This window comes from Bradyrhizobium mercantei (assembly GCF_001982635.1).
GTDB classification, from domain to species: Bacteria; Pseudomonadota; Alphaproteobacteria; order Rhizobiales; family Xanthobacteraceae; genus Bradyrhizobium; species Bradyrhizobium mercantei.
The window spans coordinates 33133-56752 of the sequence record NZ_MKFI01000003.1 but is presented as its reverse complement, the minus strand read 5'-3'; the positions used below and the strand labels follow the sequence as shown (position 1 = coordinate 56752).

At 64.8% G+C, this 23620-nt stretch carries 25 protein-coding genes; 5 read left to right on the top strand and 20 right to left on the bottom strand.

What is annotated here, in order from left to right; translation table 11 throughout:
• Nucleotides 1–199 precede the first annotated feature (199 nt).
• Entirely contained in the window at nucleotides 200–1411 is a 1212-nt protein-coding gene (locus BI327_RS13795) for a cytochrome P450 (protein WP_076860851.1), read from the top strand.
• A 79-nt stretch (nucleotides 1412–1490) separates the two neighbouring features.
• Here the strand turns inward: BI327_RS13795 and BI327_RS13790 are convergent, their stop codons facing one another.
• Nucleotides 1491–2303, bottom strand: coding sequence for a response regulator (locus BI327_RS13790; RefSeq protein WP_076860850.1), 813 nt, complete (start codon nucleotides 2301–2303; stop codon nucleotides 1491–1493).
• A gap of 299 nt (nucleotides 2304–2602) precedes the next feature.
• Here BI327_RS13790 and BI327_RS13785 point away from each other — a divergent pair, with 299 nt between their 5' ends.
• Nucleotides 2603–2806, top strand: coding sequence for a NepR family anti-sigma factor (locus BI327_RS13785; RefSeq protein ID WP_018269610.1), 204 nt, complete (start codon nucleotides 2603–2605; stop codon nucleotides 2804–2806).
• Entirely contained in the window at nucleotides 2806–3354 is a 549-nt protein-coding gene (locus BI327_RS13780; RefSeq protein WP_016847265.1) for a sigma-70 family RNA polymerase sigma factor, read from the top strand. The genes BI327_RS13785 and BI327_RS13780 overlap by 1 nt, the downstream gene beginning before the upstream one ends.
• 120 nt (nucleotides 3355–3474) lie before the next feature.
• Here the strand turns inward: BI327_RS13780 and BI327_RS13775 are convergent, their stop codons facing one another.
• Entirely contained in the window at nucleotides 3475–6384 is a 2910-nt protein-coding gene (locus tag BI327_RS13775) for an EAL domain-containing protein (RefSeq protein ID WP_076860849.1), read from the bottom strand.
• A gap of 213 nt (nucleotides 6385–6597) precedes the next feature.
• Here BI327_RS13775 and BI327_RS13770 point away from each other — a divergent pair, with 213 nt between their 5' ends.
• Nucleotides 6598–6963 carry a methylamine utilization protein gene (locus BI327_RS13770; protein WP_083742070.1) on the top strand — a complete coding sequence of 122 codons (366 nt, stop codon included), beginning with the start codon at nucleotides 6598–6600 and terminating at the stop codon, nucleotides 6961–6963.
• A 25-nt stretch (nucleotides 6964–6988) separates the two neighbouring features.
• Here the strand turns inward: BI327_RS13770 and BI327_RS13765 are convergent, their stop codons facing one another.
• On the bottom strand, nucleotides 6989–7972 hold the full coding sequence (locus tag BI327_RS13765) for a hypothetical protein (protein WP_076860848.1): 984 nt from the start codon (nucleotides 7970–7972) through the stop codon (nucleotides 6989–6991).
• 312 nt (nucleotides 7973–8284) lie between these two features.
• On the opposite strand from BI327_RS13765, the gene BI327_RS42300 reads away from it, so the two are divergent.
• Complete coding sequence (locus tag BI327_RS42300) at nucleotides 8285–8446, top strand: hypothetical protein (RefSeq protein ID WP_159450445.1); 162 nt, start codon at nucleotides 8285–8287, stop codon at nucleotides 8444–8446.
• Between the two features lie 50 nt (nucleotides 8447–8496).
• Here the strand turns inward: BI327_RS42300 and BI327_RS13760 are convergent, their stop codons facing one another.
• The 17 genes from BI327_RS13760 to urtB form a co-directional block, all read right to left on the bottom strand.
• Nucleotides 8497–9525: a cytochrome-c peroxidase gene (locus BI327_RS13760; protein ID WP_076860847.1), complete on the bottom strand. Its 1029-nt coding sequence runs from the start codon at nucleotides 9523–9525 to the stop codon at nucleotides 8497–8499.
• A gap of 188 nt (nucleotides 9526–9713) precedes the next feature.
• Entirely contained in the window at nucleotides 9714–11375 is a 1662-nt protein-coding gene (locus tag BI327_RS13755; RefSeq protein ID WP_076860846.1) for a CHASE domain-containing protein, read from the bottom strand.
• A 408-nt stretch (nucleotides 11376–11783) separates the two neighbouring features.
• Nucleotides 11784–12428, bottom strand: coding sequence for an urease accessory protein UreG (gene ureG / locus BI327_RS13750; RefSeq protein ID WP_076860845.1), 645 nt, complete (start codon nucleotides 12426–12428; stop codon nucleotides 11784–11786).
• Nucleotides 12429–12512: 84 nt separating this feature from the next.
• On the bottom strand, nucleotides 12513–13250 hold the full coding sequence (locus tag BI327_RS13745) for an urease accessory protein UreF (RefSeq protein WP_076860844.1): 738 nt from the start codon (nucleotides 13248–13250) through the stop codon (nucleotides 12513–12515).
• Nucleotides 13231–13863 (bottom strand): urease accessory protein UreE, encoded by a 633-nt coding sequence (locus BI327_RS13740; protein WP_076862114.1) that lies wholly within the window; start codon nucleotides 13861–13863, stop codon nucleotides 13231–13233. Before BI327_RS13740 ends, BI327_RS13745 begins: the two co-directional genes overlap by 20 nt.
• 21 nt (nucleotides 13864–13884) lie before the next feature.
• Nucleotides 13885–14184 carry a putative quinol monooxygenase gene (locus tag BI327_RS13735; protein ID WP_050628287.1) on the bottom strand — a complete coding sequence of 100 codons (300 nt, stop codon included), beginning with the start codon at nucleotides 14182–14184 and terminating at the stop codon, nucleotides 13885–13887.
• A gap of 25 nt (nucleotides 14185–14209) precedes the next feature.
• Complete coding sequence (locus BI327_RS13730) at nucleotides 14210–14509, bottom strand: putative quinol monooxygenase (protein WP_024581875.1); 300 nt, start codon at nucleotides 14507–14509, stop codon at nucleotides 14210–14212.
• A 105-nt stretch (nucleotides 14510–14614) separates the two neighbouring features.
• Nucleotides 14615–16330 carry an urease subunit alpha gene (ureC, locus tag BI327_RS13725; RefSeq protein WP_076860843.1) on the bottom strand — a complete coding sequence of 572 codons (1716 nt, stop codon included), beginning with the start codon at nucleotides 16328–16330 and terminating at the stop codon, nucleotides 14615–14617.
• 1 nt (nucleotide 16331) lies between these two features.
• A complete protein-coding gene (locus BI327_RS13720; RefSeq protein WP_076860842.1) occupies nucleotides 16332–16886 on the bottom strand; it encodes an HD domain-containing protein in 555 nt (184 codons plus the stop codon).
• Nucleotides 16887–17053: 167 nt separating this feature from the next.
• Nucleotides 17054–17509 (bottom strand): endonuclease domain-containing protein, encoded by a 456-nt coding sequence (locus tag BI327_RS13715; protein WP_076860841.1) that lies wholly within the window; start codon nucleotides 17507–17509, stop codon nucleotides 17054–17056.
• A gap of 310 nt (nucleotides 17510–17819) precedes the next feature.
• Nucleotides 17820–18125 (bottom strand): urease subunit beta, encoded by a 306-nt coding sequence (locus BI327_RS13710; protein WP_076860840.1) that lies wholly within the window; start codon nucleotides 18123–18125, stop codon nucleotides 17820–17822.
• A gap of 9 nt (nucleotides 18126–18134) precedes the next feature.
• Entirely contained in the window at nucleotides 18135–18437 is a 303-nt protein-coding gene (locus BI327_RS13705) for an urease subunit gamma (RefSeq protein ID WP_050387204.1), read from the bottom strand.
• A gap of 82 nt (nucleotides 18438–18519) precedes the next feature.
• Nucleotides 18520–19356 carry an urease accessory protein UreD gene (locus BI327_RS13700; RefSeq protein ID WP_076860839.1) on the bottom strand — a complete coding sequence of 279 codons (837 nt, stop codon included), beginning with the start codon at nucleotides 19354–19356 and terminating at the stop codon, nucleotides 18520–18522.
• Nucleotides 19357–19406: 50 nt separating this feature from the next.
• Nucleotides 19407–20102, bottom strand: a complete 696-nt coding sequence (gene urtE / locus BI327_RS13695) for an urea ABC transporter ATP-binding subunit UrtE (protein WP_024581870.1) — start codon at nucleotides 20100–20102, stop codon at nucleotides 19407–19409.
• A gap of 3 nt (nucleotides 20103–20105) precedes the next feature.
• Complete coding sequence (gene urtD, locus BI327_RS13690; RefSeq protein WP_076860838.1) at nucleotides 20106–20867, bottom strand: urea ABC transporter ATP-binding protein UrtD; 762 nt, start codon at nucleotides 20865–20867, stop codon at nucleotides 20106–20108.
• Nucleotides 20868–20871: 4 nt separating this feature from the next.
• Entirely contained in the window at nucleotides 20872–22041 is a 1170-nt protein-coding gene (urtC, locus tag BI327_RS13685; protein WP_076860837.1) for an urea ABC transporter permease subunit UrtC, read from the bottom strand.
• Nucleotides 22038–23594 carry an urea ABC transporter permease subunit UrtB gene (urtB, locus tag BI327_RS13680; RefSeq protein WP_394329861.1) on the bottom strand — a complete coding sequence of 519 codons (1557 nt, stop codon included), beginning with the start codon at nucleotides 23592–23594 and terminating at the stop codon, nucleotides 22038–22040. The genes urtC and urtB overlap by 4 nt, the downstream gene beginning before the upstream one ends.
• Nucleotides 23595–23620 lie beyond the last annotated feature (26 nt).

Below are 23620 nucleotides of genomic sequence, written 5' to 3'. Positions count from 1 at the left end.
GCATGATCCGGAAAAGTGCGAAGCGGTTTTCCGAAAAGATCATGCTCAAACAATGAGCTAAAGCGCGATGACGGCTCAATCCAATCTCATCGCGCTTTAGAGCCTTTTCCGGTCCGATGGAATCGAAACGAGCTCCCCCTTGCCATATCCTGGTTAATTGACTATGGTCAATTAACTGATCACAAGACGGGAGGATCCGATGAGCACCCTTGCGAGCCCCCTCGCCGGCGACATTGTCCGCAGTGATTTCGATCCGTTCAGCCCGGCGACGCGGGCCGATCCCTACGGCACCTATGCGGGGCTGCGCACCGCGGCGCCGGTCATTCGCCTGACGAAGTACGATATCTGGGCGGTGCCGCGCTTTGCCGAGGTCAAGGCGATCTTCGGAGACCACGTCAATTTCAGCAACGCCGGCGGCGCCGGGCTTGCGAACCACTTCAAGGAGAAGCCGTGGCGGCCGCCGAGCATCATCCTGGAAGCCGATCCGCCGCTGCACACGCGGACCCGCGCGGTGCTGGCGCGGATCCTCTCGCCCGGTGCGATGCGCAAGCTTGCCGATGACTTCAAGGCGACGGCTGCAACGCTCGTCGACGGGCTGGTCGAGCGCGGCTCGTTCGACGCCATCAAGGACATCGCGGAGGTGTTTCCGGTCAGCGTGTTTCCCGACGCGCTCGGCATCGACCAGGAGGGCCGCGAGAATTTCCTGACCTATGGCGCGATGGTGTTCGCCGGCTTCGGGCCCGAGAACGATTACTTTCGCGAGTTGATGGCGCAGGCGCCGCGCGTGCTGCCCTGGGTCGCGGCGCGCTGCCAGCGCGAGGCGCTGCGCCCGGGCAGCTTTGGCGCACAGGTCTACGAGGCGGCCGACGCAGGCGAGATCAGCGCGGAGGAAGCGCCGCTCCTGGTGCGTTCGCTGCTCTCGGCCGGGCTCGACACCACGATCAGCGCGATCGGCATGGCGCTGTACACGCTGGCGCGCCATCCCGAGCAATGGGCGTTGCTCGCCGCCGATCCGTCATTGTCGCGCGCGGCATTCGACGAGACGCTGCGGTTCGATTCACCGGCGCCGTTCGTGTTCCGCACCACGCCGCACGAGACCGAAATTGCAGGCGTTGCGATCGGCAGGCACGAGAAGGTGCTGCTGCTGCTCGCCTCAGCCAATCGCGACGAGACGCGCTGGGAGCATGCCGACCGGTTCGACGTCCGGCGGCGGCTGTCCGGACACATGGGCTTCGGCGTCGGCATCCACGGCTGCGTCGGGCAGATGGTGGCGCGGCTGGAGGCGGAGGCCGTGATCGCGGCACTCGCGAGCCGCGTGAAGCAGTTCGACATCGCAGGCCCGACAGCTTTCCGCGACAGCTCGGGCCTGCGGGCGCTCAGCACGATGCCGGTCAGCGTCACGCGCAAATAGCTTCGACGTCGCGCGCAACAAAAAGCCGGCGCACCTCGCGGTACGCCGGCTGGATTTTGCCCTCTTGCGTAAACTCAGATCATGCCGACGCCGCGCGCGGCGTGCGGTTGCGCGAGTTGCGCTGGAAGAACAGCGCCTGGCTCGCCACCGCCGACACCATCGCCGGCTGGAACGGTTTCGAGATCAGGAACGCCGGCTCCGGCCGTTCGCCGGTCAGGAAGCGCTCGGGATAGGCGGTGATGAACACCACCGGCACCTCGAAGGTCCGCAGCAGTTCGTTCACCGCATCGAGGCCCGACGAGCCGTCGGCGAGCTGGATGTCGGCGAGGATCAGGCCGGGCTTCTTGTTCTTGGCAAGCGCCACCGCATCGGAATGCGTGCGCGCAACGCCGATCACGTTGTGGCCGAGATTCTTCACCAGGCTCTCGAGGTCCATGGCGATGAAGGTCTCGTCCTCGATGATCAGGACGTCGGTGGCGATCTCGGCGGCCATCTCGCGGCCGGCGGCATCGGTCAGCTTGCGCGTCTCGGCAATATCGGTGCCGAGGATGTAGCCGACCTCTTCCTCCGAAAAACCTTCCAGCGACAGCAGCAGGAAGGCCTGCCGCGGCAGCGGCGTGATGTTGGAGAGCCGGCGCTCCGGCGGCAGCGACAGCGTCGCGACGTCGGCATTGTCGTTGTTGTTCACCGATACCGAATTCCAGATCTGGGTGAACAGCCGGAACAGGCCGGCGCGCGGGCCGTGCGTCTGATCGAGCAATGCTCCATCCTGCAACAGGGCCTCCAGCATGGCCCCGACATAGGCGTCCCCCGACGCCTGGTTTCCGGTCAGTGCGCGAGCGTAACGGCGCAGCAACGGAAGGTGTTCGGCAACGATCTGCGATCGGGACATTCCCACTCCATCCTTGTTCGTGAGGCCCGGCTTGTTGGGCCTGGCGGCCTGAAACCCGTTGTCTGGGGGCGACAGAATCCAGCGTAAAGAATCCAGTTTCTGGGGCGACCCCGGTTCCCCTGCATGCCCGACTACGCGCGAAAGCCGAAAAAGTTCCACGAAATAGTTCCAGCCTTCCGGAACTTTCTGCGCAACTTTGCATTAGCTCCTGACCGACGAGGCAACGCGGCCAGCCTCTTTTTTCGAGGAAACATCTTGGAAATCAGAGACTTAACTCCCGGGGAAGCGTGGATCAGATCATGAAGGAAGTAAAGAAGCAGGGCGGTCTCAACGCCGAGATTCAATCGAGAATCGGCCACCAGCTGCGCGCCATGTACGACGATGTGGTGCGACAGGGGGTGCCCGACCGCTTTGCGGAGCTGATCCGCAAACTCGACGGGCCCGAGGCCGCCGCGGCGGCCGTGGCCGGGGGCGATACCGACAAGAACAATGGAGGGGACTAATGCCTCTCACGAATGAACTTCGCGACGACATCCTGGCGTCGGTCCCGAGCCTGCGCGCGTTCGCGATCTCGCTGTCGGGTAATGGTGACCGCGCCGACGATCTGGTGCAGGAGACCCTGCTGCGCGCGATCGCCAACATCGACTCGTTCCAGCCCGGCTCGAACCTGCCTGCGTGGCTGTTCACCATCCTGCGCAACCTGTTTCGCTCCGACTACCGGAAGCGGCGGCGCGAGGTGGAGGACGCCGAGGGCAATTATGCCAAGACGCTGAAGAGCCAGCCGTCGCAAGCCGCGCATCTGGAGTTCGAGGAATTCCGCGCGGCGCTCGAAAAGCTGCCGCAGGACCAGCGCGAGGCGCTGATCCTGGTTGGTGCCTCCGGCTTTTCCTACGAGGATGCGGCGGCGATCTGCGGCTGCGCGGTCGGCACCATCAAGAGCCGCGTCAACCGTGCGCGATCGAAGCTCTCCGCGCTGCTCTATGTCGACAGCGCCGAGGATTTCGGCCCCGACAACACGGTGCGCGCCGTGATCGGCGGCAATGGCGGATAGGCGCGAGCGCCACTGAAAACACAAGAGGCGGCCTCCTGATTGGGCCGCCTTTTTGCTTGGGAAGAAAGCGGTCACATTCACGCGACCGATCTACCCGCTCTACGCGCTCGATCCTTGGGCCTAGCTCGCCATCGCCTTCTTGGTGGCGGGCGGCTTGAAGCCGTTTCTCAATTCGAGGATCTTGGCTGCGATTTCGGTTACCGGGACCGGATGACTGAGCAGGAAGCCCTGGGCCTCGTTGCAGCCTTCGGCCCGCATGTGATCGAGCTGCTCGACGGTCTCGATGCCCTCCGCGATCGTGGTCATGCCGAGGCTTCGGCCGAGGCTGATCACGGCACGAACGATCGATTTCGATCCGTGCGTCGCGGTCGCGTCGCGCACGAAGGACTTGTCGATCTTGAGCTTGTCGAACGGGAAGCTGCGCAGATAGCTCAGCGACGAATAGCCGGTGCCGAAATCGTCCAGCGCGATGCGCACGCCCTGCGCCTTGAGCTTGTGCAAGGTTGCAAGCGTCTCGGTACTGTTGGCGAGGAAGACCGACTCGGTGATTTCGAGCTCCAGCCGGCGCGGCGACAGTTTTGACGCCGCGAGCGCGTTGACCACGACGTCGATGAAGTCGGGATCACGGAACTGGACCGCGGACACGTTGACCGCGAGCTTCATCTCGCTGGGCCAGGTGACGGCCTGCTCGCAGGCGCGGTCGAGCACCCATTCTCCCAACGGACCGATCAGGCCGATCTCTTCCGCGATCGGGATGAACTGGTCCGGCGGCACCAGCCCGCGCTTGGGATGATGCCAGCGCAGCAGCGCCTCGAAACCGCAGATGCGGTCGAGATGGAGATCGTAGAGCGGCTGGTAGAACAGCGAGAACTCGTCCTTGGCCATCGCCTCGCGAAGGTCGAGCTCGATCGCGCGGCGCCGCTGCAGGCTGGCGTCCATCGCGGGCTCGAAGAAGCGCCAGGTGCCCCGGCCTTCCATCTTGGCGCGGTACAACGCGACGTCGGCATTCTTCAGGAGCTTCTCGCCGGTGGTGCCGTCGACCGGCGACATCGAGATGCCGACGCTGCACCCGACCACGACGCGATGCCCGTTCAGCTCGTAGGGAGCGCCGACGCACTCCACGATACGGCGCGCGAGGCGCTCGGCCTCCTCACCGCCCTGCACGCCGCACTGGATCACCGCGAACTCGTCGCCGCCCAGACGCGCGACAGTGTCGACCTCGCGGACGCAGGCGTTGAGGCGGTCCGCGACCGCACAGAGCAATTCGTCGCCGACCGGATGCCCGAGCGTATCGTTGACCTGCTTGAAATTATCGAGGTCGAGGCAGAACACCGCGAAGCCCAGTCCGCGGCCGACCTGGGCGACCGCCAGCTCGATCCGTTCGGCCAGCAACGTCCGGTTCGGCAACTTGGTCAGGGCGTCATGCCGGGCCATGAACGCGATCTGCGACTCGGCCCGCTGCTGCTCGGTGACATCCTCGCAGGTGACGAGCCAGCCGCCGTCGGTCGTCGGCCGCTGCGCGATGGCGATGATCCTGCCATCGCTGAGATGCTGCAGATAATTGCCCTCGTGCTGGGCCATCGATCGTTCGCGCTCCGCCAGCAGATCGGCGACGGTCCGGTCACCATGATTGCCGGCGGCAACGCTCAGGCCGAGCACGTCCTCCATGGTCATTCCGGGAACGACGAGCTCCGGCGAAATATCGAAGATCTCGCAGAACCGACGGTTGGCGACCTGCAGCCGCGCCTCGCTGTTGTAGAGGCACAGCCCCTGCGACATATGGGTGAGCGCCGCGTCCAGCCGCAAATTGGTTTCATGCAGCTCCGCCTTCTGCTGCTTGAGCGCGGAGATGTCGCTGTAGACGAGGACGACGCCGCCCTCCTGGGTCTCGCTGCGGCTGACGCGCAGCCAGCGTCCGTCGGAAAGCTGCGCCTCGCTCGCGAAGCCATCGATGTCGCCGTCGGCCGGCGCCAGGCTCGGGGCATCGAGCCGGTCCGAGCGCAGCAGCTGCGGCGAGAGACGGATGAATTCACTGGCACGCGAATTGGCCAGCGCGATCTGGCCGTCGGCATCGAGCAGCACGACGCCCTCACGCGACGTTTCGAGCGCATCGGACAGCCGCGCCTGCGCCGAACGGCGCTGCGAGACTTCCTGATCGACCATCCGCCTGATGTTGTCGCGCATGGTTTCCATGGCGGTCAGAAGCGTACCCAGCTCGTCGGTGCCACCCTTGGGGACGGTGGCGTCGAGGTCGCCGCCGGCGATGCTCCGCGCCGCCCGCGATGCAATGGCGACCGGCCCGATGATGCGGCGCGCCAGCAGCCACGAGAACAGCGCCGACAGGAACAGCGCGACGGTCAGCCCTGCGACGTTGAGCTGCAAATCGCGCTTGATCGTCGAGAGCGCCTTCTGCCGGAATAGAAAGCCGTCGCCGGCCGTGTAATTGACCAGCAGTTCGACCTGCTGGCTGACGATCTTGGAGTAGCGATCGACGTCGCCGACGGTCGCACCCGATGCATGCTGATCAGCCGCCGGAACGCCCTCCTGGGACGTTTCGATCGCACGGCGATGCAGCGCCATCCAGGCGTCGGCGGCTTCCTGGACCTTGGCGGCGGCTTGCGCGGCCCGCGACGACTGCGACCGGTCGGCGGCGATCGTCAGATCTTCCGACAGCGTCTTCGCGAGCTTTTCGATCTGGCTGTCGAGGCCGGCACGGATCTCCGGATCCGTGGTCAGCAGGCGCTGCGACGAGGCGACCCGCATCGAGGCGAAGTCTGCGCCGGCCGCGCGGGCGTAGTTGATCGACATCAGGGATTCGTCGAACGTCTTCGCCACCAGATCGCCGGCATGGCGGATGCCGAGAATGGAGTAGCCGCCCAGCGCCACCGCAACGGCGCTCATCGCAAGGCAAAAGATCAGGATCTGGGTGCGGATCGAACCCTTGGTCAGGGCAAGGCGCGAAAGCCTGCCGGTTGCGAACCGAAAGGCTGCACCGCTCTTCACTTTGAGGTTGCCCAATAGGCTATCCATGCCCGCGTTTCGCCGTAGTGCTCGATACTCAAGCTACGCAGAAACGCGCAGCGCTTGCGGAAAATGACTGTCTGCTCAAAATTGCATTAGTAGTGACTGGAACTCATGCTGAAATCGTTAAGATCAGCTGGCGATAATCGGCCTCACAGGTAATTCGGAACGCACCAATTGCACGCTAGAGTAGCCGGGGTTGGAGTTCCAAGCGGGGGTCTCATGCAGTCAGGCTTGTTGCGCGTCCTGCGCCTCGGCCAGTTCGGCCGCGTGCCTTTAGCGGCCGCGATTGTCACGGGAGCGCTAGCCGGAGCGGCTCTGGGGGCCGGTCCCTATGTCATTTCGCAGAAGGATCGCGAATTCAAGCCGGCGGAGATCTCGATCAAGCGCGGCGAGATTTTACGGTTCGTTAACGATGACGGCGAACTGCTGCATCACGCTTATTTGAGCACCGATACGTTCAGTTTCGACTCGGGCGACCAGCAGCCGGGCAGCAAATTCGACGTCACCTTTTCGGTCCCGGGCGACTTCACCGTGCTGTGCGGCATTCATCCGAAGATGAAGCTCGCCGTCCACGTCGCCAAATAGCCTGCCCCTCGCGCCCGCGACGATCTCAAAGGACCGTCGTCTTGAACAGCGCGGCGTGGCCGAAATAGTAGACGAACAACGTCACCGTCAGCGCGGCACAGAGCGCGACCGGGGCAAGCCACGGGGCGCGGCGGTCGCGCGACAGCACCTTGTTGTCGGCGACGATCGCGAGCAGCACGGCGATGATCGCCGAGTGTCCGATGGTGTCGATCTTGCCGAATTCGAAGCACGCGCTGATGAACATCCCGGTCAGCACGGCGGCGGCGCAGCGCCGGATCAGCGGCGTCCAGATCAAGGCAAAGGCAAGGGTGAATTCCACCATGCCGGCAGCGCGCATGTAGAACTCATTGTCGAAGCCGAGCGTCATCGAGGCATGCTCGATCAGGAGCGGGAAGCTCCATTCCGGATAGGCCCATTTTTCGATCGAGGCCCACATCAACGTCACGGCCGCGGCATACCGCATCACGTCGATCGGCCGGATTCCGAACAGGTCCTTGTTCAGCCCGACAAGCGCGAAATAGGCAGCAACACCGAGAAAAATAGGGTAATCGGCGAGATGGAAAACCCCGTAGCCGCGGACGCCGATCCCGAACAGGATCGCCATCCCCGCGGCCGACAGCGGCAGCGTGCGCCGCGACAGCATCCCGGCGGCGATCGCCAGTTGCAGCGCGCCCACATAGGGCGACGACGTCTTCAATTCGGGTGTCAGCAGGATCCCGCCCACGGCCCAGATCGAGATGAAGAAGAACGCGGCGACCGCGCGCATCATCGTTTCGGTGTGCAGCCGCAGTCCAGCGGTGACGCGGTCCAGCACGCGGATCGTCGCATCACCAAGTGATGTCGGCTCGATCACGCAGCCCGCAAACAGCCAGAACACGGCGACGCCGAGCAGCAGTTCAAAGTCGAGGCAAAGGACGTTTTCGAGTCCGCGGGGCTGGCCGGCGACATCGTAAGCACAGAACCATTTGACATGCGCCTCGGCACTGCGCGCGGCTGTTACGCAAAACAAAACCGCTGCAAGGCACGTGGCGAAAAAGGAGCGCACAGCCGAGCCGGCCTTTCGCTCCTGCCCACTAAACATCGAACCAACCGCCCACACACACTTAAAGGACTTGTTTAACTTATATCAAATTTTATGCTTTGCGCCTGCCCCGGGACATCCCGTGGTTGCATTGTGGTTAATCGTGACGGGGGGCCCTCAGCCTGTCCCTTTTTTCAGTCCTTACAGCCGGTTCCATCAAATTTTAGCTAATTCTCGCACGGGAGCTCAATTCAGCTCGCGTAGTGAAACCCGGACAAATCGGATCGGGAGGCCGGTTAAATGTTCGGAGTGTTGAGCGTCGTCAGTATCGGGGTGGGGTCGGCCCTCGCCCACGTGACCAAATCGTTCCCGTCGCGCACCGCGACCCTGGAGACCTGCGCCGGCGCATTCCTGCTCGTCGGGCTTGGCCTTCTCGGCGCCGCGCTGCCGCACCTCGCCTGACGAGCCCTTGTCCGAAACAGCGTTGCTCCCGTCAGCCTGTTGCGCTGTGCTCAGCGCGGCAATTTGGGGACCCCCGCCACCGGCGGGGCCGTGGCGGTCAGGGTTTGCAGGAAGGCGATCAGGTCCTTCTTCTCGTCTGCCGTCAGAGACAGCGGCTTGATGTCGGGCGACCGGCTCGGCCGCTCGATCCCGCCCCTGTTGTAGAGCTCGATGACATCTTCCAGCGTTGCGACCGATCCGTCGTGCATATAGGGCGCACGGCGCGCGACGTCGCGCAATGTCGGCGTCTTGAACGCATATTTCAGCTTCGCCGACGTCGGAAAGAAACGGCCACGCCCGATGTCATGCCCCTTGGCCGTGCCGATATCCTGGAAGGATCCGTCGGAGAATGACGGGCCGCTGTGGCAGGACGCGCAGCGCCCCTTGCCGTTGAAGAGCTCGAAGCCCTGCTTGGCTGACGCACTGATCGCGCTGTCGTCGCCCTTGATCCAGCGGTCGAACGGCGCCTCGCCGGCAACGATGGAGCGCTCGAAGGTCGCGAGCGCCTGCTCGATCCGCGGCCGCGTGATCGCGCCGTCGCCAAAGGCGTGGTCGAATGCGTCGACATAGCCTGGGATCGCCGCAAGACGCGCGATCAACTCCGGCTCGGTCATGTTCAGGTTCATCGGGCTCAGGATCGGCCCGAACGCGACGGATTCGAGATCCTTGAACTTGCCGTCCCATCCCAGCGGTTCGAAGAAGGCCACGTCGATCAATGTCGGCGAGCGGATCGGCAGGCCCTTCGGATCCTCACCGATGGCGCGCGGGAGGCCGTCGGCCCAGGACAGGCTCGGCTTGTGGCAGCTCGCACAGGCGTGCGTCTTGGACCGCGACAGCAGCGGATCGAAGAACAGCATCTGCCCAAGCGCGGATTTCGCCTCCGAATAGGGATTGCTGCTCGGGAAGGGAATGACGTCCGGGCGGCGATAGCTGGCACGGATTGTCGCAGGGTCGCTCGGCGCCGTCGCCGGGGTCAAGGCAAGCGACAGCCCTACCGGCAAAACTGCCGCGAGCAAGGTCAGGCTGACCCAAAGCCTCATCGGGGTCCTCAGACGGTATCCTGCTCGGTATATGCCGAAGCATGTTCAACGAAGTTTTAACGCTCGGTTGCGGGTTATTACGGATACCGGGCGTCGGTCGGGGAATGGGGCCCGCGTATTCCCAAAAGCGTGAATACGATCAATCCGCGCAGTTACGGAGCCGCACAACCTGTAGCGGATGCGAGCCGCTACTTCTTCACCGGACGCAGCGGCGCGGAGAACTGCTCGGTGCGGTCGCGCTCGGTCATGTCGACCACGGTGTCCATCGGCGCGGTCAGCTCATAGACGTAGGAGACGTCGGTGAAGTAGCGCTTCGCGGTGCCGCCGAGCGCTTCGGGCGCGACGCGGTCGAGCAGGATCAGGCCGAAGTCACTGTCGGCCCGCCGCGTCGCCTGGCTGGTGTTGAATTCCTCCCAGCGGAAGTGGAAGACCGCGTCGGCATTGTCGCCCGCGACCTCCCAATTGGCGACGATGTGCGGATGCTTGCCGACCAGCGACAGCCCTTCGTCGGAGTGCGAGGCGAGCTCGAAGAACAACAGCGACAGCGATTGCGCGGCGCGCGCGCTCACGGTGATGTCGGGACCGTTCACCGCGATGCGGTCGGCATGCGGGATCGAGCGCGATTCGAACAGGCCCTTCAGCTTGACGCCCTGCCACTGGCTCTCGCTGAGCAGCGTGACGACGTTCGACATCGCATGGATGCGCCCGATCAACAGCTCGCGCGCGACATCGATATCGGCGCCGTGCCGCAGCGTGCGGGTCACGATCGACTGGATCACCGCGAGGATGTTCTTGACCCGATGGTTGAGCTCGTCGATGACAGCCGTCAGCCGGCGCTCGAAACCGATCCGCACCTCGATCTCGCGGCTGAGACGAAGGTTGTTGTAGGCGACATAGCCGAACAGGCCGCAGACGATGCCGGTCAGCGCCAGCCCGATCGCCGCGACGATGGTCGCGGTCTGCTGCGCCCGCACCGTGGCATTGCTCTTGGCGTAATAGTCCAGCGACCAGTCACGGCCGCCGAACGTCACGGTGCGGACCATCGAGGGCGTCGGGCCATCCTGGCGCACCGCGCGCGAGGTGACGATGCCCTGTTCGTTGGCGGTGAACTCGTCGTTGGAATCGCGCGGATCCTTCAGCGCCACCGCGAACAGCGAAGTGTCGTCATTGGTCAGCATCAGCGACGACAGTTCATAGGAGAAGGTGATGAAGCCGGCCGGCTCGGAGGCGCCTTCCTGGAACACCGGCGCGGCGAGCACGACCCCGACCGGGCCGTTCTGCCGCAACAGCGGCACCGGGTCCGAGGCCACCGGCTTGGCGTTCGCCATCGCCCGCGCCAGCATCGGGCCGACCACCGAATGGCGGTCGAAGGCGCGGCCCGGGATGCTGAGGGTCTCCGGATTGCGCGGCTCGACGTCCATCAGCACATTGATCGGCTTGTCGAGCGCCTTGATGTCGAGCGGCTGATCATCGAAATCGCGGATCGAGGGATTGGTGAAGCCGGCGGCCTTCAGCTCGGCCTCGGCCGCCGTCAGCTCGTTCGGCTTGAGCCGCGCGATCCAGGCGGCGACGACGAAGTCAGTCTTGAAGGCGTAGATCGCCGAGCGCAGCGGCTGCAGCATGTTGGCCTTCACCATCGACGGTGTCCGGAACAGACCCGAGGCCACCCGCGCCAGCAGTTCGCGCTCGGTCAGCCGGTCCTGCACCAGGCTGGCATGGACGTCGATCGCCCGGGCCAGCGCGATGCCGTCGATCGCGAGCTCCTGATCGTGCACCCGATAGGCCGCAAGACCGGAGAGCAGGACCCCGATCAGCGCAATCAACGCAACGATGAAGCCCAGTCGAACCACACGCTTACTCGGCAATCAGGGGGTGGCGAAAGGGGACGGTCGGCATCTGGCTTCTGCGGGGGCGGCGACAGATCAGGGTGCGAAGAACGCCAGCCGCAAAGGAATATGGAATAGCGATCATCCGTACGCAACAGGAGCCGGTCGGCAACATTAACGACGCCACCCGGCGGTCTTTGGCGGCGCCAAAGGTTGCTAATCGTCAAAGTTGGAAAATGTTCCGGCGATTGCGCAGCTTTTTTGCGGCGGCCACGATCCTGCGAAGCGGCTATCCCGTCATCCTGACGTGCGAGCGGAGCGAGCCTCGAAGGATGAACGGCCAGGCTCGTGGCCGATTCATCCTTCGAGGCTCGCCGAAGAGGCTCGCACCTCAGGATGACGGGACCGGCACTTGGTGGTCCGCCACAATGATTAACGGCCGCCCGCCTTGCCTCCGCCCTGCGACCGAAGGCCGCCCTTGGTCTCGATGAAGCTGATGATGCGGTCGAGGCCGTCGCTCTTCTTCAGGTTGGTCATCACGAAGGGCCGCTCGCCGCGCATCCGCCGGGCGTCGGTATCCATCTTCTCGAGCGACGCACCGACATGGGGCGCGAGGTCGATCTTGTTGATCACCAAGAGGTCGGATCGCGTGATGCCCGGGCCGCCCTTGGAGGGGATCTTGTCGCCGGCGGCGACGTCGATGACGTAGATCGTCAGGTCGGCCAGCTCAGGCGAGAAGGTCGCCGCCAGATTGTCGCCGCCGGATTCGATCAGCACCAAATCGAGATCGGGGAATTTGGCCCGCATATCGGCGACCGCCGCGAGATTCATCGAGGCGTCCTCGCGGATCGCGGTATGCGGGCAGCCGCCGGTCTCGACGCCGGCGATGCGGTCCGGCGTCAGCGATCCCGAGCGCACCAGGAATTCGGCGTCCCATTTGGTGTAGATATCGTTGGTGATCGCCGCGATGTCGTAGCGCTCGCGCATCGACTTGCAGAGCAGATCCATCAGCGCGGTCTTGCCGGAGCCGACCGGACCGCCGACGCCGACGCGGAGTGGGCCGTGTGAAGTGGGCATGTGAGAAGCTCTCTCTTATCGTCGTCCCTGCCTAGTGCGCAATTGCGCACGGGAGCAGGGACGACGCGGGGATGGTGAGGCGCATCATGACCGGAACAGCCGCGTGTACTGCGTTTCGTGACGCAGGCTGGCGAGATCGGCCCGAAAGGTCGCGCTGCCGAGATCGTCGAGCGACGCCGCATCGGCCCGCGCTGCGGTCGCGGCCACGGCCGGCTCGAGATCGGCCAGCACGCGCTGGCTGTCGGTCTGCCCGAGCGGGATCAGCCGGGCGCCTGCAGAAATCCAGTTCGAGACCACGGCATGCAGGAAGGCGTGCAGTGACGGCGCCAGCCGGATGCCATGCGCGGCGCTGACCAGGCCGACCGCGACCGGGTAGACGATCGCGCCCTCGCAAGCCGCAATCATCGCGTCGAGGCCGGGCGAATTCCAGGCCGCCCGAGAAATCTCGATGAACGCGCGCCCCTGTGTCGTGGTCTCGAGCTGCCGTTCACGCGACGGCACGAAGGCGGCGGCGAGTTCGGCGATCTGCTTCAGCCCGGCGTGGTCTTGCTCCGTCGCCGCGCGAAAACTCTGCGCGAGAAACACGGCGTCGCAAAATCCGCTGCCGTCGCTGAGCATCGCGGCGAGCCAGCCCCGCAGCGATGCGGCATCGGCGATGTCGCCGGCCTCGACCGCCCATTCGATGCCGCTGGAATAAGCGAACGCGCCGACCGGAAAGGACGGCGACAGCCACGTCATCAGCCGGTACAGCGCAGCCGCCTCGTCCTCCGCCATCCCGCCGCGCATCGCGGCGGGATCAGGCTCATTTGTGGTCATGAGCATGGGAGTGGTCGTGGTGATGATGGGCATGGTCGCAATGCTCATCATGGTGATGATGGTGATGGTCGTGGTCATGCCCATGATGATGGTCATGATCATGATCGCGGTGGTGACCGTGATCATGCGCATGGCTGTGGGCGTGATCGTGCCCGGTGTGACCATGCGCGTGCGTGTCGGCATGCGCGTGCTCGGCATAGGCACCCCCTTCGGGATCGAACGGTGCCTCGATCTCGATGACGCGGGCGCCCAAGCCCTTCACCATCGCCTCGATCACATGATCCCTGCGGATGCGCAGGCCCTTCGGCATGATCTGCGTCGGCAGATGGCGGTTGCCGAGATGCCAGGCGACCCGGATCAGATGATGCGGATCGCTGCCGCGGATTTCGGCGAGCGGCTCGGCAGCCGCGACCACCTCGATGAGGCGGCCGTCCTCCAGCACCAGCGCATCGCCGCCGCGCAGCGCGACGGCGGTTTCGAGATCAAGCAGGAATTCGAGCCCGCGCGTCCCGGTCATGGCCATCCGCCGCCGGTGCCGGTCGTCGAAATCGAGCACGACGGTGTCGGCTGCAGCTTCCTTCCAGCGATGCTGGCCCAGAACCTTGGTTGCGCGGATCATCGAACCCTTCATGTGGACGCGTTAGAGCTTCTGAACCTTGCCGTCGCTGATGATCTCGATCACCGTCGGCCCGGTTTTCATGTCGGCGGAATATTCGCGCCACACCTTCATGTGCGGCGCCTTGCTGTGCGCGGTGAGGTCGTCGCGGGTCTCCCAACGCTCCACCACCACATACAGATTGGGATCGTTGACGCTGACATGACCCTCATAGGAGAGGCAGCCCTTCTCCTTGTGGGTCTCGGCGATGCAGGCCTTGTGCCCCCTGATGAAGTCGTCCTTGTTCTCCGGCTTCATCGGCGTGGTCGCGATCACATAGATCATGCTGTTTCTCCCATTGTTGTTTTTATTAGCGGACGTCGACCTTCTCGGGCGTGATCACCTCGATCTTCGGCGGCGCGGCCATGCACTTCACCGCGACCCGGCCGAACGTCTTCATGTGCTCGGCAGTACGATGCGGCACCAGTGCCTCGGCGTTCTCCCACTGCTCGACGAACACCATCTTGCTGTGGTCGGTGACGCTCTCATGGAGGTCATAGGCGATGTTGCCGGGCTCCTTGCGGGTTTCCTTGATGCAGGCCGTCGCCGCGGCGATGAATTCGGCGCGGGTCTCGGGCTTGATGGTCAGCGTGGCAACGACGTAAATCACGGAAATTCCTCCCGGTTTTCTCTTTTGTCTCGAGTCTTGTTTCGACGCGCCTGCTTTCCGTGAACCGGAAATCGATGCCGCTCGAAAACGCTCTGGTGACCGGTTCTAGAACATAAAATAGCGCTGTGCCATGGGCAGCACCTCGGCCGGCGCGCAGGTCAGGAGCTCGCCATCTGCGCGTACCTCATAGGTCTCCGGATCGACCTCGATCTCGGGCGTCGCATCGTTATGGATCATGCTCTTCTTGGAAATCTTTCCGCGGGTGTTCTGCACCGCGTAGAGCTTCTTGGAGATGCCGAGCTTGCGGGCGAGGCCGCCGGTGACCGCGGCCTTCGAGGTGAACACCACCGAGGACGCGGTGAGCGCCTTGCCATAGGCGGCGAACATCGGCCGGTAGTGCACCGGCTGCGGCGTCGGGATCGAGGCATTCGGATCGCCCATCGGCGCCGCCACGATCGAGCCGCCCTTGATGATGCAATCCGGCTTGACGCCGAAGAACGCCGGCGACCACAGCACGAGATCGGCCATCTTGCCTTTCTCAACTGAACCTATCAGCTTCGATACGCCATGCGCGATAGCGGGATTGATGGTGTATTTGGCGATGTAGCGCTTGACGCGGAAATTGTCGTTGTCGTTGCCCTTGTCCTGCGGCAGCGCACCGCGCTGCTTCTTCATCTTGTCGGCGGTCTGCCAGGTGCGGATGATGACTTCGCCGAGCCGGCCCATCGCCTGCGAATCCGACGACATCATCGAGAGCGCGCCGAGATCATGCAGGATGTCTTCGGCGGCAATGGTCTCCTTGCGGATCCGGCTTTCGGCGAAGGCGAGGTCCTCGGCGATCGACGGATCGAGGTGGTGGCACACCATCAGCATGTCCAGATGCTCGTCGATGGTGTTGCGGGTGAACGGGCGGGTCGGATTGGTCGAGGACGGCAGCACGTTCTTCAGGCCGGCAATCTTGATGATGTCGGGCGCGTGGCCGCCGCCGGCGCCTTCGGTGTGGAAGGCATGGATGGTGCGGCCCTTGAACGCCTTCACCGTGTCCTCGACGAAGCCGGATTCGTTCAACGTGTCCGAATGCAGCATGACCTGGACGTCGTAATCGTCCGCCACCGACAGGCAGGTGTCGATCGCCGATGGCGTGGTGCCCCAGTCCTCGTGCAGCTTCAGCGCGCAGGCGCCGCCCTTGATCATCTCGACCAGCGCCGCCGGGCGCGACGCATTGCCCTTGCCGGATATGCCGAGATTGACCGGGAAGGCGTCGAACGACTGAATCATCCGCCCCATGTGCCACGGGCCGGGCGTGCAGGTGGTGGCGAAGGTGCCGTGCGACGGACCGGTACCGCCGCCGAGCATCGAGGTGACGCCAGACATCAGCGCGTGCTCGATCTGCTGCGGACAGATGAAATGGATGTGGCTGTCGAATCCACCAGCGGTGAGGATCTTGCCTTCGCCCGCGATGACGTCGGTGCCGGGCCCGATCACGATGGTGACGTTGGGCTGGATGTCGGGATTGCCGGCCTTGCCGATCGCGGCGATCATGCCTTCCTTGATCGCGACGTCGGCTTTCACGATGCCCCAGTGATCGACGATCAGCGCGTTGGTGATCACGGTGTCGGCCGCGCCCTGCGCGTTGGTCACCTGCGACTGCCCCATGCCGTCGCGGATCACCTTGCCGCCGCCGAACTTCACCTCCTCGCCATAGGTGGTGAGATCGTTTTCGACCTCGATGATCAGATCGGTGTCGGCGAGCCGTACCCTGTCGCCGGTGGTCGGGCCGAACATGTCGGCATAGACGGAACGCTTGATCTTCACGGACATATCAGCCCCCAGTTTCAGCCAGCGCGGCCTTGGCGCGCGCCATGGTGTCGTCGAAAATGCGGTCGAGCCGCGGATTGATGCCCCGGCAACCGGCAACGACCTTGTCGGCCCAGGCCGCATAGTCGGCGAGATCGTCGCGCTCATCCTTGCTTGGCTGCGGCACGATCCGGGCGCCGATATTGCTGACCTTGTCGGCGATCTTGATCAGCTTCGCGTCCGGCGACTTGTGCGGCGCGTCCTCGATCTGCTTCCGCCGGCGCACCGCCTTCGGCAAGCTCATGTCGTCGGTGCACTCGACGACGAGATCGGCCACGCGGGCGCTGAACCTCTCGGCGAGCTCTTCGCGCGTGGTCGCGGTGTCCTCGATGGTGTCATGCAGCCACCCGGCAGCCACCAGCTCCGCATCGGCACCGTCAGTCACCTGCGCGAGCAGGTTTGCGACCTCGGCGAGATGGTTGATGTAGGGCTCACTGCCCCGCCCCTTGCGCGCCATTCCGTTGTGACGGCGCGCGGCAAGCTCGGCGGCTTCGGAGACCATGCGAAGCGGCGGAAGCATCGGTTACGAGCCTCCCTTTTGATCGCAACCGCAATTGGCGTGAGATCGAGAGACGACTTCGATTCGCGCCCCGGGCTTACCCCTCTCCCCAACCCTCCCCCGCAAGGGGGGAGGGAGCCTGACGGGAGTGCTCACCTTACCTCGTATCGCAACTGCTCGAGCGTGCGTCACGGCTGCACCTCACCATCGACGTCAGATGTAAGGGACGCACCGGCGGAAGGGTTCCCTCCCCCCTTGCGGGGGAGGGTTAGGGAGAGGGGTGCCGCTTGCTCTGCCGCCTCCGCGATGCTGAGAACGACTCCTTCAAGATTCTTCAGCACGTCGTCATTGGTGAAACGGAGGACGCGATAGCCGCGCGACTTGAGCCATGCATCCCGCCGCTCGTCGTGACGGACGCGCTCCTCGAAATCATGGCTCTCGCCGTCGACCTCGACGACGAGCTTGCAGCCATGCGCGACGAAATCGGCGATGTAGTTGCCGATCGGCGCCTGGCGGCGGAAGTTGAGACCGGCGAGACGATCAGCTTTCAGGTGCCGCCACAGCAAGGTCTCCGCGCGCGTCATGGAGCGGCGGAGCTGCTTGGCACGATCGCGCTGGATGTCGCTTACCGGAGTATGCGGCATATCGATCACCCAGCCCTGAGCGTGAGGGAGGCACCGGCAGACAAGTTCCCTCTCCCCTTGCGGGAGAGGGTTAGGGAGAGGGGTGCCGCTTGCTCCGCTGCAGGGCGTGACACGGCGGCAACCCACGCGGAGTCGATTGAAAGAGATTGCACCATCTCTTCAACCGGAGCCTGGGGCTTACCCCTCTCCCCAACCCTCCCCCGACGCAAGTCGGGCTCGCCCGACTTGCGCAAATCTACGATGCGCAACCGGGGTACACCCCGGTTGCGTGGGGGAGGGAGCCTGCGCAGTGTGCTCACCTCACGATCCGTCACAGCTTCCCCTTCACCTCGGCGCGGAAGCCGTAGACGACCCGCTTGCCGGCAAGGGCGACGAGCTGGACGTCGCGGGTCTGGCCGGGCTCGAAGCGGACGGCGGTGCCGGCGGCGATGTCGAGGCGCATGCCGCGGGCCTTCTTGCGGTCGAACTTCAGCGCCGGGTTGGTCTCGAAGAAATGGTAGTGCGAGCCGACCTGGATCGGGCGGTCACCGGTGTTGGCGACCGACAGCGTCACGGTCTTGCGGCCGGCATTGAGCTCGATCTCGCCGTCCTTGATGAAGAGTTCGCCGGGGATCATGTCGCGCTCCTATCGGATCGGCTCGTGCACGGTGACGAGCTTGGTGCCGTCGGGGAAGGTCGCCTCGACCTGGATGTCGTGGATCATCTCCGGGATGCCATCCATCACCTGCGCGCGGGTCAGGACCTTGGCACCGGCCTGCATCAGCTCGGCGACGGTGCGGCCGTCGCGCGCGCCCTCGACGATGAAATCGGTGATCAGCGCGATCGCCTCGGGATGGTTCAGCTTGACGCCGCGCTCGAGCCGGCGGCGCGCCACCATGGCGGCCATCGAAACCAGCAGCTTGTCCTTTTCGCGGGGAGACAAATTCATGCGAGCACTCTGATCGTTCTGAAAGCGTTTAAGTTGGGCATGATCTTATCGGAAAACCGGTATCCACTTTTCCGGATCATGCCTAGTTGAGCCACAGCCGCGGCAGCGGGACGATGGAGGCGCGGCCGAGCACCGCCATCATGTCGGCGCGCAGCCGCGCCGCATCTTGGGCACAGAAGCGCGCCATTGCAAAGCCGTTCCAGGCGGAGATGCCGACTTCGCTGCCGAAGCCCTCCGACGCCGCGCGAATGCGCTCGACCAGCGCCTCGTCGCCCGGCACGATCAGCGCGGTGCCGATCGCGCAGCCGCCATTTGCGATCGCGGGTCGCGCCAGCTTCTCGCCAATCTCGCCGTCGAGGCGGATCGTCTCAGCAAACACCAGCCGGCCGCCGCGGCGCATCCGCCAGCGGTCGACGAATTCGCCATGGCGCATGGTCTCGCCCATCGCGGCACGGCCGAACACCACGATCTCGCAGAGCAACAGCGAAGCACCCTCGGCGAGGTCGATGTCGAAGCTCCTGACAATCCGGGCGCGGTCGAACAGAATGGTCTCCTGCGGCAGCCAGGAGAGATGCGCGCCGCCGGCAACCTTGAGCGAGATATCAAGCCGCGCTGCGGCGCCAGGTGCGCGATAGATCTTTTCAGCGGCTGCCGTGGTCAGCGTCAGACGAGTGCCCTCGCCGGCTTCGATGCCAATCTCGAAACGATCCCCGCCAGCGATCCCGCCGGCGGTGTTGACGAACATGGCCGAGAGACCGTCATCCTCCGGCGACGGAAACCGGACGCGCAACGAACCCGACTCGTGCAGGTCGCCGCGGCGGGTGGCGCCATCTTTCAGATGCACGCCGAACCTGACCGCACCCTGGGCGCGGTTGGCCGCAAACGTCGCCGCTGCCGCGCCTGCGATCCCGCTCCGCATTCTCCCGACGCTCCCTCACGCGCACCGCAAGAGGCGGCGTCACATCCTGTTCACAGCGCCATCTGGCGGCTGATCTCGGCGGGATCGAGGCTTGCGCGGTCGCAGGCATATTTCACCGCGCCCCGGTCCATCACGGCAAAACTGTCGCCGAGTTCACAGGCAAAGTCGAGATATTGTTCGACCAGCACGATGGCGATGTTGCCGAGGTTGCGCAGATAGGAGATGGCGCGGCCGATATCCTTGATGATCGAGGGCTGGATGCCCTCGGTCGGCTCGTCGAGCAGCAGAAGCTTCGGCCGCATCACCAGCGCGCGGCCGATCGCAAGCTGCTGCTGCTGGCCGCCGGAGAGGTCGCCGCCGCGGCGGCCGAGCATGGTCTCCAGCACCGGGAACAGCGAGAACACGTCGTCGGGGATGTTGCGGTCTTCCCGCTTCAGCGGGCCGAAGCCGGTCTTGAGGTTTTCTTCCACCGTCAGCAGCGGGAAGATCTCGCGGCCCTGCGGCACGAAGCCGATGCCGCGCCGCGCCCGCTCATAGGGTTTCAGCGCGGTGATGTCCTTGCCGTCGAAATTGATCGCGCCGGAGGCGATCGGATACTGGCCGACCATGGCGCGCAACAGCGAGGTCTTGCCGACGCCGTTGCGGCCGAGCACGCAGGTGACCTTGCCGGGCTCCGCGGTCAGCGAGACGCCGCGCAAGGCTTGCGCCGCGCCGTAATAGAGATTGATGTTGTCGATCTTCAGCATCGCCTAGCGCCCCAGATACACTTCGACCACCCGCTCGTTCGACGACACCTGGTCGATCGAGCCTTCGGCGAGCACCGTGCCCTCATGCAGGCAGGTCACCTTGACGCCGAGCTCGCGCACGAAGGTCATGTCGTGCTCGACCACCATGATGGTGTGGTTCTTGTTGATCTCCTTCAGCAGCTCGGCGGTCAGATGGGTCTCGACGTCGGTCATCCCGGCGACCGGCTCGTCGACCAGCAGCACCTTCGGATCCTGCGCCAGCAGCATGCCGATCTCGAGCCACTGCTTCTGGCCGTGCGACAGGCTGCCGGCGAGGCGGTTGCGCGCATCGGTCAGGCGGATGGTCTCCAGCACCTTGTCGATCCGCTCGGACTCGGCCTTGCTGCCGCGCCAGAACAGCGTGCCGCGCACGGAATGATCGACGTTGAGTGCGAGCAACAGATTGTCCTGCACGGTCTGGCTCTCGAACACCGTCGGCTTCTGGAACTTGCGGCCGATGCCGAGCTCGGCGATGCGGGTCTCGTCGAGCCGGGTCAGATCGACGGTGCCGTCGAACAGCACGGTGCCCTCGTCCGGCTTGGTCTTGCCGGTGATGATGTCCATCATCGTGGTCTTGCCGGCGCCGTTCGGGCCGATGATGGCGCGCATCTCGCCGGGCTCGAGCGCCAGCGACAAATTGTTGATGGCGTGGAAGCCGTCGAACGAGACGTGCACGCCGTCGAGATAGAGCATGGCCGAGGTGGCGCGGGTGTCCATGACGTTCATCTGCCTACTCCGCCGGATTCGGTGCGCCGACGCCGTCTTCGCGCGCCGCGCTGTCAGCGTCGGGGGAGCCGTTCGTTGCCTTCGAGGTCTCCCACCAGCTGTTGAAGGTGCCGACGATGCCCTTGGGCAGCAGCAGCGTGACCAGGATGAACAGCGCGCCCAGCATGAACAGCCAGTACGGCGCGAGCGGCCCCGAGGTGAAGAACGTCTTGGCGTAGTTGACGACGACGGCGCCGAGCGCGGCACCGATCAGCGTGCCGCGGCCACCAACCGCGACCCAGATCACCGCCTCGATCGAGTTGGCAGGCGCGAACTCGCTCGGATTGATGATGCCGACCTGCGGCACGTAGAGCGCGCCGGCGACGCCGGCCATGCAGGCCGACAGCGTGAACACGAACAGCTTGTAGGATTCGACGCGATAGCCGAGGAAGCGGGTGCGGCTTTCGGCATCGCGCACCGCGATCAGGACCTTGCCGAGCTTCGAGGTGACGATCGTGCGGCAGATCAGGAAGCCGATGATCAGCGCCAGGCAGCTCAGCAGGAACAGCGCGGCACGGGTGCCTTCGGCCTGTACATTGAAGCCGAGGATGTCCTTGAAGTCGGTCAGGCCGTTGTTGCCGCCGAAGCCGAAATCGTTGCGGAAGAACGCCAGCAGCAATGCATAGGTCATCGCCTGCGTGATGATCGACAGATAGACGCCGGTGACGCGCGAGCGGAAGGCGAGCCAGCCGAAGCAGAAGGCGAGCAGGCCCGGCACCAGCAGCACCATCAGCGCCGCAAAGGCGAACTTGTCGAAGCCGTACCAGTACCAGGGCAGCTTGTCCCAGTTCAGGAACACCATGAAGTCGGGCAGGATCGGATTGCCGTAGACGCCGCGGCTGCCGATCTGGCGCATCAAATACATGCCCATCGCGTAGCCGCCGAGCGCGAAGAAGGCTCCGTGACCAAGCGAAAGAATCCCGCAATAGCCCCAGATCAGGTCGATCGAGAGCGCGAGGATGGCGTAGCAGACATACTTGCCCCACAGCGCCACCAGATAGGTCGGCACCTGGAACATCGAGCCCTGCGGCAGCAGCAGGTTCGACAGCGGGATCAGCACGCCGACCGCGGCGACGATCAGGATGAAGGCGGTCGCGGCGCGGTCGAGCGAACGGGTGAGGATGTGCGGCGTCATGCTTCCACCGCCCGGCCCTTGAGCGCGAACAGGCCGCGCGGCCGCTTCTGGATGAACAGGATGATCAAGACCAGGATCGCGATCTTGCCGAGCACCGCGCCTGCCACCGGCTCCAGGAACTTGTTGGCGATGCCGAGCGTGAAGGCGCCGACCAGCGTGCCCCAGAGATTGCCGACGCCGCCGAACACCACGACCATGAATGAGTCGATGATGTAGCTCTGGCCGAGATTCGGGCTGACATTGTCGATCTGCGACAGCGCCACGCCGGCAATGCCGGCGATCCCCGAGCCGAGACCGAAGGTCAGCGCGTCGACCCTGGAGGTCGCGATGCCCATCGAGGCCGCCATGCGGCGGTTCTGCGTCACCGCGCGCATCTCGAGCCCGAGCGCGGTGTAGCGCAGCATCGCGAGCAGGATCGCGAACACCGCGAGCGTGAAGCAGAGGATCCAGAGCCGGTTATAGGTGATGGTGATCTGGCCGAGCTCGAAGGCGCCGCTCATCCAGGAGGGATTGCCGACCTCGCGGTTGGTCGGGCCGAACGCGGTGCGCACCGCCTGTTGCAGCACCAGCGACAGGCCCCAGGTCGCGAGCAGCGTCTCCAGCGGCCGGCCGTAGAGGAAGCGGATGATGGTGCGCTCGATCAGCACGCCGATGAATCCGGCGACCAGGAAGGCGAGCGGCACCGCGATCAGGAGCGAATAGTCGAACAGCGCCGGATAGCGGGTGCGGATCACCTCCTGCACCACGAAAGTGGTGTAGGCCCCGATCATCACCATCTCGCCATGCGCCATGTTGATGACGCCCATCACGCCGAAGGTGATGGCAAGGCCGATCGCGGCGAGCAGCAGCACCGAGCCGAGCGACAGGCCGTACCAGGCGTTCTGCACCATCGACCACATCGCAAGATTGCTCTGGATCGCGGACACCGCGCTCGCGGCCGCCTTGGCGACCAGCGGCGGCTGGTCACCGAGCCCGGTGAGCAGCGCCAGCGCTTCCTGGTCGCCGCGCGCCTTGACCACGGCGACGGCGTCGAGCTTGTCGCTGTCGGATGCATCCGGCTTGAACAGGATGATGGCGGCACGCGCCTCGGCGAAGGCCTGCTTGATCGGCTTGACGCTCTCCTTGGCGAGCGCACTCTCGACCGTCGGCAGCAGGTTCTCCTCGTGGCTCTTGAACACCGACTGCGCGGCGGCGAGCCGCTTGGCCGGGTCCGGCGACAGCAGCGTCAGGCCGCCGAGCGCGGCCTCCACGGTGCGGCGCAGGCGATTGTTGAGCCGAACGGCGGCGGCGTTGTCGGGCAGCTTGTCGACGGCGGCACCGGTCGTGGCGTCGACGATCTTGCCGTCGGTCTGCGTGATGAAGACCTTCTTGCTGTCCGGATCCGCCGACAGCCGGCCGTCCTGCAGCGCGCTGATGATGGGTGAAGCGAGCGCATTGCCCGAAGCGGCGACCTCGCCGATCGCGGCCTCCGTGTCGGAGAACTCGTCATTGGCGAATTTGGCGACCGAATCCTCGAACGGGCCAGCCAGCGCCGGCACAGCAAGGCAGCTCAGCAGCAGGATCGAGAGACAAAGCGCGC

What these genes read in the sequence shown, in the direction of transcription:
- BI327_RS13740 (WP_076862114.1), bottom strand. Translation starts at nt 13,863, where the DNA reads ATGATCCGCGCAACCAAGGTTCTGGGCCAGCATCGCTGGAAGGAAGCT.
- BI327_RS13760 (WP_076860847.1), bottom strand. Translation starts at nt 9,525, where the DNA reads ATGAGGCTTTGGGTCAGCCTGACCTTGCTCGCGGCAGTTTTGCCGGTA.
- BI327_RS13770 (WP_083742070.1), top strand. Translation starts at nt 6,598, where the DNA reads ATGCAGTCAGGCTTGTTGCGCGTCCTGCGCCTCGGCCAGTTCGGCCGC.
- BI327_RS13745 (WP_076860844.1), bottom strand. Translation starts at nt 13,250, where the DNA reads ATGCTCATGACCACAAATGAGCCTGATCCCGCCGCGATGCGCGGCGGG.
- BI327_RS13775 (WP_076860849.1), bottom strand. Translation starts at nt 6,384, where the DNA reads ATGGATAGCCTATTGGGCAACCTCAAAGTGAAGAGCGGTGCAGCCTTT.
- BI327_RS13715 (WP_076860841.1), bottom strand. Translation starts at nt 17,509, where the DNA reads ATGCCGCATACTCCGGTAAGCGACATCCAGCGCGATCGTGCCAAGCAG.
- BI327_RS13735 (WP_050628287.1), bottom strand. Translation starts at nt 14,184, where the DNA reads ATGATCTATGTGATCGCGACCACGCCGATGAAGCCGGAGAACAAGGAC.
- BI327_RS13710 (WP_076860840.1), bottom strand. Translation starts at nt 18,125, where the DNA reads ATGATCCCCGGCGAACTCTTCATCAAGGACGGCGAGATCGAGCTCAAT.
- urtE (WP_024581870.1), bottom strand. Translation starts at nt 20,102, where the DNA reads ATGCTGAAGATCGACAACATCAATCTCTATTACGGCGCGGCGCAAGCC.
- urtC (WP_076860837.1), bottom strand. Translation starts at nt 22,041, where the DNA reads ATGACGCCGCACATCCTCACCCGTTCGCTCGACCGCGCCGCGACCGCC.
- BI327_RS13705 (WP_050387204.1), bottom strand. Translation starts at nt 18,437, where the DNA reads ATGAATTTGTCTCCCCGCGAAAAGGACAAGCTGCTGGTTTCGATGGCC.
- BI327_RS13720 (WP_076860842.1), bottom strand. Translation starts at nt 16,886, where the DNA reads ATGCTTCCGCCGCTTCGCATGGTCTCCGAAGCCGCCGAGCTTGCCGCG.
- urtD (WP_076860838.1), bottom strand. Translation starts at nt 20,867, where the DNA reads ATGAACGTCATGGACACCCGCGCCACCTCGGCCATGCTCTATCTCGAC.
- ureC (WP_076860843.1), bottom strand. Translation starts at nt 16,330, where the DNA reads ATGTCCGTGAAGATCAAGCGTTCCGTCTATGCCGACATGTTCGGCCCG.
- BI327_RS13785 (WP_018269610.1), top strand. Translation starts at nt 2,603, where the DNA reads ATGAAGGAAGTAAAGAAGCAGGGCGGTCTCAACGCCGAGATTCAATCG.
- BI327_RS13780 (WP_016847265.1), top strand. Translation starts at nt 2,806, where the DNA reads ATGCCTCTCACGAATGAACTTCGCGACGACATCCTGGCGTCGGTCCCG.
- ureG (WP_076860845.1), bottom strand. Translation starts at nt 12,428, where the DNA reads ATGCCCACTTCACACGGCCCACTCCGCGTCGGCGTCGGCGGTCCGGTC.
- BI327_RS13700 (WP_076860839.1), bottom strand. Translation starts at nt 19,356, where the DNA reads ATGCGGAGCGGGATCGCAGGCGCGGCAGCGGCGACGTTTGCGGCCAAC.
- BI327_RS13790 (WP_076860850.1), bottom strand. Translation starts at nt 2,303, where the DNA reads ATGTCCCGATCGCAGATCGTTGCCGAACACCTTCCGTTGCTGCGCCGT.
- BI327_RS42300 (WP_159450445.1), top strand. Translation starts at nt 8,285, where the DNA reads ATGTTCGGAGTGTTGAGCGTCGTCAGTATCGGGGTGGGGTCGGCCCTC.
- BI327_RS13795 (WP_076860851.1), top strand. Translation starts at nt 200, where the DNA reads ATGAGCACCCTTGCGAGCCCCCTCGCCGGCGACATTGTCCGCAGTGAT.